Consider the following 13,360-nt stretch of genomic DNA (forward strand, 5'->3'; position numbering starts at 1 on the left):
ATTTGTGTTGGTAAAAATAAACTTTTTCCACACAGAAATATAAATTCAAGTTTCTTCGATTAAAAAATACGAATGGATTGAAGGTATAACAAAGAAAATCGGTAAACTTAAATGAATTTTTATATTGACTTAAATTTTTCCTTTTGCTAGATTAATATACAACATTTAAAAAATCGTTGACGGGAAAGAGTAGGTTATAACCCTTGTTCTCCAGAGAGTCGGTATTTGGTGGGAGCCGATGAACAATTTATAACTGAAAATCATCCCCGAGATGCAATGCTGAACGTGAGTAGGCATTGACGGTATCCCCCGTTACAGGGAGCGCGTATGATGGTACGCGACAGAGTGCCGTATATTGTTATACGGAATTTGGGTGGTAACGCGAGCTACAACTCGTCCCTATTTTTAGGGGCGAGTTTTTTATTTTTCAAAAAAGAAAAGGAGTGGACAACATGAAAAATCAAGTATTTTTTACAGGCTTAATGCTATTTTCATTATTTTTTGGGGCGGGCAACTTAATTTTCCCGCCGCTTCTCGGGATGGAGTCGGGAGGTAATTTCGCGCCGGCGATGGCAGGGTTCCTCATTACCGGGGTTCTCCTTCCCTTTGTCGCCGTACTAGCTGTTGCAACAGTCAACGGCGGTCTCGTTTCCATCGGGAGCCGGGTTCATAAAATTTTTGGCGTTGCCTTTGCTGTCGTTATCTATTTATCGATCGGGGCATTTTACGCCATCCCCCGTGCAGCAAACGTTGCCTATGAATTAGGCTTTCACCAGTTTTATACGGGCGGAGGCCAATGGACCCTCGTTCTTTTCGCCGCTCTGTTTTTCGGCGCTTCTTACTACATTTGCCTAAACCCGAAAAAATTAGTTCAGCGGGTCGGACAATTATTAACACCGATGTTGCTCATTGCCCTTGCCATTCTTTTCGTCCGGGCCTTTTTCCTCCTCGATAACTCGACTGGCCCTGTAACGGAAAAATATTTGCACAATCCAATCGTTACTGGTTTTATTGAAGGATATTTTACGATGGATGCGGTTGCAGCGCTAGCCTTTGGAATTGTCGTCGTTAATGCGCTTAAAGACAGCGGAGTGAAAACGAAGAGGGAACAGCTGAAAGGAACAATGATTGCAGGAATCATCGCTGCAGCCGGCTTAGCTGCCGTATATATCTCTTTAGGCTGGATCGGGGCAGTCATGCCAGGAACCGCAGAACTTACAAATGGTGCGGAAATCTTAACTGCCGCTTCTCAGCTTCTATTCGGCGGCACCGGAAGCATATTGTTTAGCGCCATCGTCATCCTTGCCTGCTTGACTACATGCGTCGGTCTAATCAATGCCAGCGCCAGCTTTTTCCAAGGGTTATATCCGAAATTCAGCTATAAATTTTACGTTCGTGTGCTTACTGTCGCTGGTTTTGCCATTTCCAGCCTCGGATTAGGCATCATCTTGGATATCGCTGTGCCAATACTCGTATTCATTTATCCGGTAGCAATCGTCCTTATGATTTTATCTATGCTGCAGCCAGTCCTAGGAAACGGAAAAACGATGTATCGCGTTTCTGTCGCGTTAACCGTTGTCTATGCCGTCTATGACGTCTTAGCCAGTCTCGGACTTCATATGGATGGCGTCGCACAAGTCATCGGCTTTGTCCCTTTCTTCGATTTAGGTCTCGGCTGGGTCATCCCTGCCATTATCGGAGCGCTAGCCGGGTATGCTTGGGATAAATTCTTTATCCGCAAGCCGGTTCAAGTGCAGGAACAATAAGCCGATTTGCCACCAGCCATAGCATAACCGCATGAACTTAATTCATGCGGTTATTTATTTTGACATAAGCAATTTTGCGCACAACGAGTAAATTAGCATGGTATCAAAGTCATTAACCGAAGCCGGCCTGCGGGATGAAGGCTTGTCTTTTATTAAACTCCTTTAGTTCTATCGCACGATTTTCGCCGGCTTATATTGAAAAAAGGGTACCCAATAACTAAAATAATATTGGAAAATTCACTATTATTTGCCATTTGAAAAGAATGGCTAGTAAAGTTTAGGAGGAAACGTTCATTGAAGAAACTTTGGGTACTTGCCATTTTCATCCTTTCACTTTTCGTTATCGGCGGATGTGGAAAAGGTGAAAATGACGAACAAGACACCGCGAGCGACAGCAATGCACAGGAAGAGACAAGCGAAACGGAACAGGAGGAGCAGGCAGCGGAGGAAGAAGAGGAAGAGCCAAAAGAAGAAGAAACAGCGCCTTCTGAGGATAGCAGTTTTGCCGACCTCATCGCATATATGGAAGAAGAAACAGAAGGAATTGCCAATGTCATGTATGAAAATACAGAACCGCAGGAACATGAATTGGACGGGGTTACTGTATCGTTAGACGGCTATACCCTTGTGGAACTAACTGATTTTCATGTAGACTTCAGCATCCCGTTCAACGATGAAACAGACGGAGGAGTAATCATCGCCCAATATACGGTAACGAACAGTCTCGATAAAGACGTTTACTATATGCCTTCCTTTTATTTGAATTTCACCGGTGCGGACAAGGCGTATTATCATTATCAATATTTAATTCCGGAGGAAGAACAGATTACCGAAAAATTATCCCCAAGCAATGACTACTTGCTCAAAGCAGGGGAGTCGGTTACAGGATACATTGCCTACCCGTTCGGCAAAACCCATTTGGAGGCAATGCTGGAAGTATCTACTGCCATCGTAGAAGTGCCAGCTGCCCAGGAGAAGAAAGGAGAGTTTGGCAATCCGATTGGAAAGGATGGCCAATTTACATTAAGCTTAAATGAAGCAGGCGAAGAAAAAGTTGCTGCCAATTCAGCATTTTACGAAGATAAAGTAACGACCGATGATATGGGCGAAAAAATTATGCTGAAAGAAGAGGATAACATCGGGAAAGAAGAAAAGATTCGGGACGTTACAGTTACCTTAGACGGGTATCAATTTACCGAATTTATCCCGAATGAAATCGAAGCGCCACGTTTTGAAGATTTCCAAAACGGCATCGTCCTCCTTACGGTAAAATTTTTGCTGGATAATCAAGGGGAAGAAGACATATCCTTATCCTCCGTTTCGACGAAGCTGACGGTCAATGACGGCATGCAATATATGTTCGACCAGGCAATGCTCCTGAATTACTCATATGATGACGTCATTAAAGCGGGAGAAAGCGGGGAATTGCTGCAAATTTATACGCTGGATAAAGAGCAGTACGACAAAATATGGAAGGACAAATCCTTCCTGATTGAAATTGGTCCGTTCCGAAATCAAGACGGGGAGGATATTTCCAAAGGGGCATCGGCAGAATTTGAATTATAAGCGGAAACAGGCGGGGAAATCCCGCCTGTTTTCCTTTCTAATCTTTGCTTATCCGCTTTACAATCCGATAAGCAAAATAAAAACCGAATAAAACGGCTATCAATACGGTTGGCACATAAAGATAGTCGGGCCATTCGCGGAAAAAGGGACGATATTTTAAATAAAAATAGTTTCCGTCGATGAGCGGGTTTAAGAAATAGACGAACCAAAAGTAAAAGAAAAAGACGACATAGGCTCGTTTAAAACTTTGAAAATTCGGCCGGTAGCCATAGGCAAAATAGGCGTAATAGGGCAATAAAATCGTAATGGCATGATTTACTAAATAGGAGATGCCGATCACATGGGTAATTTCGTAAATTCGCTGCGGATAAAGAAAAGAGCCGTATGCAAACAGGCTGAAAAAGAAAATAACATCCATTACTTTTCGGTTATTCGTTATCAAATAATAAATCCCCAACAGCGAAGTAATCCGGGAAATGTGCAAAGGCAGAGACTCGGAAACGTCAAACCTCATTTCGATCATATACCAGGAATAAAGAAAAATTTGCTGTAACACGGAAAACGCTAAAATAATATACCCCACCGTCTTTGCCCGGGATTTCATTTGCTCACGAAAGCGAAACAATATGATAAATAACAATACAACAATTCCGATATAGAGCAAATGATTTCCATCAAAAGGCCGGATAAAGGGGGAGTGCATACTCCACCAGCTGTTTTCCACCAAATCTTCCTCTCTAGAAGTCTTTTTCATAATTTTATTATACATAACGGCAAGTTTATTCAGGGAAATAAGATGGAGAAGGAACGAAACATCAGAAGAGAGTTCGCGAAGAATATACACAATTTTTACACATTTTTTCCACAATCTATCCATAAACTCCTGAAATAATGTGATTTTTTTCACACGTTCTTTCTCTTGCTTTTCTTAAACTAATGGAAAACGTGTATTCAAGAGAGTGAAGGAGATGAAAAAATGGACTATGTGAAACCGAAAGAACTCGTACAATCGATAGCCGCTGCAGGAGGAGAAAAAGCCCAATTATCGGCTGGAAACATTTTAGTGAAAGGTGCTCTTTCCGGGGCATTTCTCGGGTATGCTACAACCCTCGCCTACACGGCTGCAACTCAAACCGGCTTGGACATTGTCGGGGCAGCAATTTTCCCTGCCGGATTTATCCTGATTTTACTGTTAAACTTAGAGCTCGTCACCGGATCCTTTGCCATGCTGCCAATTGCAAAACTGCGCGGGAAAACGACGATACCATTAATGGCAAGAAATTTCTCCTGGGCATTTCTCGGCAATCTTATTGGCAGCCTTTTTTATGCATTTTTATACACCATTTTTATTACAAAATTAGGTCATGTCACGGACTCATTAATCATTGATAAAATTATAGCGGTAGCCGAAAGCAAAACGCTGGAATATAAAACGCTCGGTCGTGATGGAATGGTTGTCTTATTCGTCAAAGCATTGCTTTGTAACTGGATGGTGACTTTGGGGGCAGTGATGGCATTTACCTCTAAAGCAACCGTCGGGAAAATTGCAGCAATGTGGATTCCTGTATTTATCTTCTTTGCCCAAGGATTCGAGCACGCAGTCATCAACATGTTTGTGATTCCTGCAGCGATGATGCTCGGGGCAGATATTAATATGGGAGACTGGTGGCTTTGGAATCAAATCCCTGTAACGATCGGCAACTTCCTCAGCGGCTGTATACTGACCGGCATTGCCTTGCATTTCGTGACAAAGGAACAGAATCCGGTCCAAGAAGCATCACAATGGAAAAAAACAGCTTCTTAATTCCCTTATAACTAAACAGCACACCTTTTATGGTGTGCTTTTCTATTAGCTCGACTCTATTTACGCATGCGAGAGAAGTTATTAATTACCAATTAAAAAGGACCAAATCTAGTAAAATTCTAAGCAGATAAGATTATTTTACGGAAGGTTTAATAGGTTCTAAATAATCATGAAATATACTTCCTTGTTATCTACAATAGATTATAAAGCATAAAAAGGAGGTTGTTTGCTTGATTAAAAAGAGAATTGTATCTATCTTTCTATCATCCATGTTGATAGCAGGCACTTTATTTGTCCATCCGGTTTTCGCTGAGCCGGAATTTAAGCATGAACAAGCATTCTGGAACAAAAATGCTAACGTGCCTATTTTCGTAAAGGAAAAGCTAGCAAAAAAACATGCATCAAGCAATCCTGCCAACGCTTTAAATTATTTAGATGAAACGGATGTCGGGATTGAAAGTCCGGAGGAAAATTTAAAAATAAAAAGTGCGGAAACGGATGAATTAGGAATGACCCACATTCGTTTCCAGCAGGTGAAAGACGATGTCCCTGTAGACGGGAATGAAATTATCGTCCACTTTAATCAAAACAATGAAGTAGTAACTGTAAATGGCCACTATAACAAAAATGTTGAAGAACAGTCTATAAATACAGAAGCTGCCATTAAGGAGAATGCTGCCCTCGACATTGCAAAAGCAAGTGTCCAAGCCCCTTCTGAATTAAGTTTTGAACCAACCGTTGAACTAGTCGTCTATCCTTTTGAAGGGGAAAATTATTTAACGTACAAAGTAAACTTGAGCTTTTTGGGAGATAATCCGGGAAACTGGTTCGTTTATGTTGATGCCCATTCCGGAAAAGTGATCGACAAAGTCAATGCGCTGCTGCATGCCGATATAATCAAGAAACAGCATCATAAAGGAGTAGGGAATGGCGTGCATGGAGACTTGCGCCATCTCCATACAACAAAGGAAATTATGAAAGGACAAGGGGCAATATTTAAACTGTATGATGAGTCCCATGACGGACTAGAAGGAATATACACTTACGATTACAATACTCTTGAAGTTTTTGAAAATAACAGCGCTTCCTGGAAAGATGAATATCAAAGCCCGGCGGTAGATGCCCATTACAACTCGGAAAAAGTATACGAATACTATTGGGAAGAACACGGACGGAATTCTTTAGATGATAACGGAATGGCCATTATCTCCTATGTCCATTACGGCACAAATTACAATAATGCGTTTTGGAACGGCCGCTTTATGGCCTATGGTGACGGAGACGGAGAATTTATGGTTCCGCTATCCGCCGGATTGGATGTTGCCGCCCATGAAATGAGCCATGGAGTCATCACCCATACGGCCAATCTGCAGTACCGATTCCAGCCTGGCGCCCTAAATGAGTCCTTTGCCGATGTATTCGGGGCGCTTGTGGATGAAGATGATTGGGAAATCGGAGAGGATATTATGGCTCCTGCAGCAAAAGCTGAAGGCAGAACAGCATTGCGGAGCTTAAGCAAGCCAAGCAAATTCCCGGTATCGGAAGAAAGAGCTCCATATGGCAGCGGCTATTATCCTGAACATATGGATGAATACTATGACATGCCGCTTAATGTAGACAACGGGGGAGTACATGTCAATTCTTCCATTCCAAACCATGCAGCATATTTAATTGGAGAGCAAATCGGAAAACAAAAATTAGGTCAAATCTATTACCGTGCGTTAACCGTATACTTAACACCAACATCGAACTTCAGCGACGCCCGAAATGCCATTGTCCAGTCAGCCATTGATCTGTATGGAGAAGGAAGCGCTGAAGTACAGGCAGTAGAAAGCGGATTTGACCAAGTAGGAATCTATTAATCTGAAAAATAAAGAGGACTGTCAGCATCGACAGTCCTCATTTTACGCTTCCTGAAGGGTGCGGGCATCTTTCAGGCCGAGGGTAGCAACTGCATCTGTTTCAATTTCCTGGGCCAGCTCCGGATTCGCTGTAAGGGACATGCCATAGGATGGCACCATTTCTTTAATTTTCGGCTCCCACTCGTTTACATATTGCGGGAAGCACTTCTCAATGACTTCCAGCATGATGGAAACAGCAGTGGACGCACCTGGTGAAGCGCCAAGCAGTGCAGCAATGGAACCGTCCCTTGCACTGATCACTTCCGTACCAAATTTCAATGCGCCGTTGTCAGAGATAATTTGCACCCGCTGTCCGGCAACGACAATATCCCAGTCCTCGCTTTTGGCCGTTGGAATAAATTCCCGCAGTTCTTCCATCCGCTGCTCCTTGGACAACATTAGCTGTTCGATCAAGTACTTTGTCAGCGCAAAATTTTTCGCTCCGGCAGCAATCATGTTAAACACATTGTGTATTTTGACGGAGGTAAATAAATCAAGCATAGAACCGGTTTTAAGGAATTTTGGCGAAAATCCGGCAAACGGCCCGAAGAGCAAGGTTTTCTTATTATCTATAAATCTTGTATCAAGATGAGGCACAGACATTGGCGGTGCCCCAACCTTTGCCTTTCCGTACACTTTCGCAAAATGTTCTTCCACCACTTCCGGATTATTGCATACTAAAAACAACCCGCTGACAGGGAATCCGCCAATTCCCTTTCCTTCCGGGATGCCGGATTTCTGCAATAAGTGGAGGCTTCCTCCCCCGGCGCCGATAAAGACGAACTTCGCCGTAATATATTCGATTTTTCCGCCTTCCATATCGTGAACTTTAACTTCCCATGCGCCATTTTCCGTCCGTTTAATATCCTCGACATGGTGTCGATAGTTGATTTCCACCTTTTGTTTCTCAAGATGTTCAAACAATTTCCGGGTTAGCGCCCCAAAATTTACGTCCGTCCCAGATTCAATCCTCGTCGCAGCAATCGGTTCATTCGACGTACGGTCTTTCATAATCAGAGGAATCCATTCTTTCAATTTATCCGGGTCATCGGAAAATTCCATACCCTCAAACAACGGGTTTTCTGATAGTGCCTCAAAACGTTTTTTCAAATAATTCACATTGTCTTCCCCATGCACAAGGCTCATATGAGGCAATGGCTGAATAAACTCCCCTGGATTCTCAATTAAGTTCTTCTTGACGAGATAAGACCAAAACTGTTTGGATACTTGGAACTGCTCGTTAATTTTCACTGCCTTTGCAATATCGATGGAGCCGTCATCCTTTTCCGGCGTGTAGTTTAATTCACAAAGTGCAGCGTGCCCCGTTCCCGCATTGTTCCATTCATTCGAACTTTCTTCTCCCGCTTTGCCGAGCTTCTCAAAAACGGTAATGTTCCAGTCCGGTGCCAATTCTTTTAGGATTGTACCTAATGTCGCACTCATAATCCCCGCACCGATTAAGATGACATCTGTTTTCGTTTCTCCGTTGCTCATATTTATCCTTCCTTATACTTTAAAATATTTGCAGAACAGATGCGGATACTCTATAAATCTTAAAACAAATACCCCCCATAACCCGCATCTTCCTGATAAATGAATCTATTTATAGTTTATCAGAGTTTTTCATAGATTTAAATATTATCTGCGGGAGATCCGCTTGGAAATTTCACAGATGGCAAATATATCAGCATTTAAGAGCTTCTGTAATAATAAGGAAAATGCAAAGGAAAGGATATCCTTTGTATTCACCGATATACAGCATTATCCAATACTTCCAGAAGATGCCTTTGTTTTTTCCCTGCCAAAATATTTTTCATACACAACGATTAGTCGCAATATGCAAGCAGTAAACTTGTTCGTCTAAAGACTGTCATACGGGAACATGAAAAAGGAAACCCATCTAAGGTTCCCTTCTTTTTATTTATCCTGTTTTTTTTCCACCAATTTTGTACTTGCTTTTTCGATTCGACGATAGCGCCGTATATCCCTTTTTGAAATAGGAATCGGTTCTTTTTTTAACATTCGGTAGATGGCTGCCAGCATAATAAGCAATACAGCGGCAAAGGGGAGAGCTGCTACTAACGATGCAGTCTGCAGTGCATTTAAGCCGCCGGCCAGCAATAATACACCTGCAATCGCCGAGATTAACACTCCCCACACTAATTTTTGAAAAACCGGCGGATTCATACTTCCTCCTGTTGTCATACTGCCTAAAATATAAGTAGCGGAATCTGCAGACGTTACTAAAAAAATAAAAATCAGCAATATGGATAGAACGGACATAAGGAAAGACATTGGAAGGGTGTCAAATACACTAAATAAAGCAACGGTTATGTCATTATTAACAACCTCAGCAATATTTGCATTTTCATTTAAATCTTTATACAGAGCCGTTCCGCCAAATGCTGCAATCCAAAAGCAGGCAATTGCCGGCGGAACGACCATTACCCCAAAAATAAATTCCCGAATCGTCCGGCCTTTCGACACCCGTGCTACAAAAGCTCCGACAAATGGCGACCAAGCGATGGTCCATGCCCAATAGAAAACGGTCCAATCCCGTACCCACGTTCCGCCGACGTATGGTTCCAGCCTTAAACTATACTGGATAAATTGTGTAATATAATCGCCAATGCCTAAAGTAAATGCATTTAGTATAAACACGGTCGGTCCCGCAAAAAACACAAACAGCAGAAGCAATAAACATAAAGCTAAATTCACATTGCTCAAAAAGCGCATTCCTTTATTTATGCCAGTGACGGCAGAGATGGTGTAAGCTAAAAAAACAGCGAAAATGATAATCAGCTGCATCCAAACTGATGACGGAATATTAGCAACGACAGAAAGCCCGCCATTCATCTGCAATGCCCCTAAGCCAATAGAGGTAGCCACTCCCATTACCGTAGCAATAACCCCCAGCGAGTCAATCGTATTTGTTATTGCTTTTCTATGCCCGGTTATCGGTTCGACTGCCTTCGAAATTAACGCACTGTCTTTTTTGCTAAACTGTATAAAGGCAATCGCTAACCCTACTGTTGCATAAATAGCCCATTGGCTGATTCCCCAGTGAAAAAAGGAATAGCCCATCGCTACACGTGCTGCTTCTTCTGTCTGGCTGCCCAGATCAGGAAAGGGGGGCTCATAAAAATGGGACATCGGCTCTGCAACTCCCCAAAACACTAATCCAGAGCCAAAACCGGTAGAAAACAGCATGCCTACCCAGGTGAAAAAAGGGAATTCCGGCCGTTCATTTTCCCCGCCTAAACGGATTTTCCCAAATTTACTAATGGCAAGGCCTATTAAAAATATAATAACGATAAAAACAGAAATCAGGTAAAACCAGCCAAAGTTAGTCGTCGCAAATAAAAACAATTGTTCAGCAACCGCACCGAAGCGATTCGGCGATACTGCACCGATTATGACTAAAAAGGCTACAATAACAGCAGAAATGATAAACACTGGATTTTTCAGATGTTGTTTATTCATATGTACCTCCATGTTCTTACACACTTACCATTATCCTGTCCAATCCACTCCATTCTATAGATATTCTCCCTGTTGCAAATATTTTTGAATATTTCTTGTGTACCTCTCCTTGTCTCCATAAAAAAGGGAGAGGTATTTTCAGCCTCTCCATCCAATTATTCATATTCTAAAAAGTCATGCGGCAAGTTATCTTCATGGGATAAAGTGCCGTTTATGATTGGTCCGTTATCCGGGGCATAATATACAACCCCATGGATATTTTCTGCAATTTCGGATTTGTCCTGATCCAAATCGTTTTCCAACATGAAGAATTCACGATAATCAACAATCTGACCTGGTTCCAGATGCATCGTAGGATCAAATGCTGAATCGGTCACTTTCGGGTCAACGCCATATGTTGCTACATCGTCAAATACATATAATTGATCCGCATCATAGTAAATTACCTCGTCGGATGTATTTTCTACCCTTATATAGGCGTCTTCGTCATCCAGCGGACCATAGACAGTAATTGACAGTCCTTTCAATATTGGATTCTCGTCGCTTTTCGCGATTTCGTTTTCGTTTATCAATGCCGCAATCTGTTCTTCATATTCCGCCGGCTGGTCCAAACTTAATACAATTCTACTGTTTTCCAGTTCGATATCTCCCCAATAATTCAGCACATATTCATCTGTATTAATGGCAGAAATTAAAGGTTTCACCGAAGCAACATCAAAATAGCCATAAGTATACCCTTCTTCCCCTGGTGCCAATATTAATTCTTCCGCAACAATCGGAATCTCTCTGCCGCTATGATAGATAGTTGCGCCGATTTCTGCCGAATCTTCAACATTTAATAACGTAAAATCGCCCGGATCGATGGTAACCTCCTCGTCACCATGATTCTTTCCGACAATCAAGACAGATACATATCCGTCGGCAGCCAATTCCTCTGATGCTAAATACGCGTCTATCGTAACATTCCCCGCTTGCTCTTCCATTTTCGCTTCCAGAACAGGAGAGGGTGAAGATTTCTCTGCAGGCTCTTCTGCAATCCCTTCTTCTTTATCTCCGCAGGCGGCTAATAAAAGAATAAAGAATAAGAAAAATGATGCCTTTTTCATCGATGACTTCTCCTTTACCAAATGACTTTTTTTGCAGTTCAGCAATACTCCTCTCCCATTTTAACACGTTAGAATGCCGAACATAATACGCTATGCATAAAAAAAGAGAGGATTGATCCCCTCAAAATTGCCAATCATCTGTTCTTCCAAACTTTTATCGATCCATCAACAATATCCCAAACTAACCCGAGGATGAACAGGATAATGCAGGGATGGAAAAAATAATAATTTAAAAATTTTGATATACTAATCAGCTCAACCATCACTCCTTCTATTATTTTAATAAATTGACTGAGAAACTAGGGCTTTTATGTAATCGCTTAGGCTTAATCTAAATCTTTTAAAGGGAAGTTATCTCTCCTTTATGCCAACATCTTCCCTTGAAATTAAATGATTTAATGCTATATTTATGACAAATGCCATTATTTAAAAATTTAGAAGGGGGAAGTCAATGAAACTAATCGGAAAATTAGTTATTGGTATTATTAGCGGTATTATAATCGGATTATTTGTATCGGAAGCAATTATTCGGGTTATTGTTACCTTTAAAGAAGTTTTTGGGCAATTTTTAGGATTTTCTATTCCGCTTATCATTATCTTCTTTATCGCCAGCGGAATAGCCAGTTTCGGCAAACAGTCTGGAAAAATGCTGGGGCTTACCGGAGGACTTGCGTATGTTTCCAGTGTTATTGCAGGTACGATGGCATTTATCGTTGCACTAATCATTATTCCTAAACTCGTTGGCAACGGTGGAGGAAGCGCAGAAGAAGCAGCAGGGTTTGAGCCTCTTTTCGAACTAACGATTGAACCAATTGCCGACGTCATGACAGCACTTATTCTTTCCTTTGTGTTCGGAATTGGGGTCACTCGAATCAAAAGCCCGACTCTACGTTCATTTTTTGATGAAGGAAAAGCAATTATTGAGAAGCTCATTTGGAAAGTAATTATCCCAATTTTGCCATTTTACATCGCAAGTATTTTTGCAGAGCTTGCTGCAGATGGTGCTGTGTTTAAAACGTTGCAGACATTCGGTCTTGTTCTTGTCATGGCGATCGTTATGCACTGGGTGTGGCTAATCATCCTATATGTAATTGCAGGATCGTTTACTGGAAAAAATCCTTTTACCGCATTAAAAACGATGCTCCCTGCATATTTTACCGGGTTGGGTACAATGTCCAGTGCTGCAACTATCCCTGTAACTGTACGTTCTGCGAAAAATAATAAGGTGAGTGACGGCATTGCCGATTCAGCGGTTCCTTTATGTGCGACTATTCATTTATCCGGAAGTACGATTACGCTCGTCACCTGTTCAGTTGCTGTTATGATGCTTCAAAATGGTTTATCACTGCCGACCTTTGGAACAATGATGCCATTTATTTTCATGCTGGGAATCATTATGATTGCCGCACCAGGAGTCCCTGGAGGAGCGGTGATGGCCGCATTAGGGCTGCTTGGATCCATGCTAGGATTTGATGAAACCGCACTAGGTCTAATGATTGCCTTATACATGGCACAGGACAGTTTCGGTACAGCAACAAACGTCACCGGAGACGGTGCCATCGCGCTAATCGTCGATAAACTAATCGGCAATCAAGGGGATCATGCTGCGTAAAGATGATGATAATTGAGATAGGGGGAGGTGACTAACCTCCGTCCCTCTCACACCACCGTACGTACGGTTCCGTATACGGCGGTTCCAGATTATGTATGACGCAAAATTTCATATCTAGCGGA

General features: G+C 42.1%; 9 protein-coding genes and 1 other annotated feature. Of the genes, 5 read left to right on the forward strand and 4 right to left on the reverse strand.

Translation table 11 applies throughout. From position 1 onward, the window contains the following. Nucleotides 1-167: 167 nt before the first annotated feature. Nucleotides 168-404: a binding site (T-box leader), on the forward strand. 48 nt (nt 405-452) lie between these two features. Beyond that, nucleotides 453-1,766, forward strand: coding sequence for a branched-chain amino acid transport system II carrier protein (brnQ, locus tag IEV18_RS14975; protein WP_188393200.1), 1,314 nt, complete (start codon nt 453-455; stop codon nt 1,764-1,766). A 294-nt stretch (nt 1,767-2,060) separates the two neighbouring features. After that, the gene (locus IEV18_RS14980; protein ID WP_188393201.1) at nt 2,061-3,332 is read left to right on the forward strand and encodes a DUF5068 domain-containing protein; all 1,272 of its coding nucleotides are present in this window, start codon (nt 2,061-2,063) and stop codon (nt 3,330-3,332) included. A gap of 37 nt (nt 3,333-3,369) precedes the next feature. On the opposite strand, the gene IEV18_RS14985 is transcribed toward IEV18_RS14980, so the two are convergent. Further along, a complete protein-coding gene (locus IEV18_RS14985; RefSeq protein WP_188393202.1) occupies nt 3,370-4,239 on the reverse strand; it encodes a YwaF family protein in 870 nt (289 codons plus the stop codon). A gap of 69 nt (nt 4,240-4,308) precedes the next feature. Between IEV18_RS14985 and IEV18_RS14990 the strand changes: the two genes are divergently transcribed. Both IEV18_RS14990 and IEV18_RS14995 read left to right on the forward strand, forming a co-directional pair. Further along, a complete protein-coding gene (locus IEV18_RS14990; protein ID WP_188393203.1) occupies nt 4,309-5,136 on the forward strand; it encodes a formate/nitrite transporter family protein in 828 nt (275 codons plus the stop codon). Nucleotides 5,137-5,405: 269 nt separating this feature from the next. Then, nucleotides 5,406-6,998, forward strand: a complete 1,593-nt coding sequence (locus IEV18_RS14995) for a M4 family metallopeptidase (protein WP_373281945.1) — start codon at nt 5,406-5,408, stop codon at nt 6,996-6,998. A gap of 42 nt (nt 6,999-7,040) precedes the next feature. Here IEV18_RS14995 and IEV18_RS15000 read toward each other — a convergent pair whose 3' ends face one another. From IEV18_RS15000 to IEV18_RS15010, 3 genes are all read right to left on the reverse strand, one after another. Beyond that, nucleotides 7,041-8,531, reverse strand: coding sequence for a malate:quinone oxidoreductase (locus tag IEV18_RS15000; RefSeq protein WP_188393205.1), 1,491 nt, complete (start codon nt 8,529-8,531; stop codon nt 7,041-7,043). Nucleotides 8,532-8,954: 423 nt separating this feature from the next. Then, a complete protein-coding gene (locus tag IEV18_RS15005) occupies nt 8,955-10,520 on the reverse strand; it encodes a BCCT family transporter (protein WP_188393206.1) in 1,566 nt (521 codons plus the stop codon). Nucleotides 10,521-10,675: 155 nt separating this feature from the next. Next, the gene (locus tag IEV18_RS15010; RefSeq protein ID WP_188393207.1) at nt 10,676-11,626 is read right to left on the reverse strand and encodes a hypothetical protein; all 951 of its coding nucleotides are present in this window, start codon (nt 11,624-11,626) and stop codon (nt 10,676-10,678) included. A gap of 451 nt (nt 11,627-12,077) precedes the next feature. Between IEV18_RS15010 and IEV18_RS15015 the strand changes: the two genes are divergently transcribed. Continuing rightward, nucleotides 12,078-13,238: a dicarboxylate/amino acid:cation symporter gene (locus IEV18_RS15015; protein WP_188393208.1), complete on the forward strand. Its 1,161-nt coding sequence runs from the start codon at nt 12,078-12,080 to the stop codon at nt 13,236-13,238. The last annotated feature ends 122 nt before the right edge of the window (nt 13,239-13,360 follow it).

It is taken from the genome of Compostibacillus humi (assembly GCF_014637175.1).
Taxonomy (GTDB): Bacteria; Bacillota; Bacilli; order Bacillales; family Amphibacillaceae; genus Oceanobacillus; species Oceanobacillus humi.

Coding starts and splice junctions, on each gene's coding strand:
- IEV18_RS14990 (WP_188393203.1), top strand. CDS start 4,309: ATGGACTATGTGAAACCGAAAGAACTCGTACAATCGATAGCCGCTGCA.
- IEV18_RS15015 (WP_188393208.1), top strand. CDS start 12,078: ATGAAACTAATCGGAAAATTAGTTATTGGTATTATTAGCGGTATTATA.
- IEV18_RS15010 (WP_188393207.1), bottom strand. CDS start 11,626: ATGAAAAAGGCATCATTTTTCTTATTCTTTATTCTTTTATTAGCCGCC.
- IEV18_RS15005 (WP_188393206.1), bottom strand. CDS start 10,520: ATGAATAAACAACATCTGAAAAATCCAGTGTTTATCATTTCTGCTGTT.
- IEV18_RS15000 (WP_188393205.1), bottom strand. CDS start 8,531: ATGAGCAACGGAGAAACGAAAACAGATGTCATCTTAATCGGTGCGGGG.
- brnQ (WP_188393200.1), top strand. CDS start 453: ATGAAAAATCAAGTATTTTTTACAGGCTTAATGCTATTTTCATTATTT.
- IEV18_RS14995 (WP_373281945.1), top strand. CDS start 5,406: ATGTTGATAGCAGGCACTTTATTTGTCCATCCGGTTTTCGCTGAGCCG.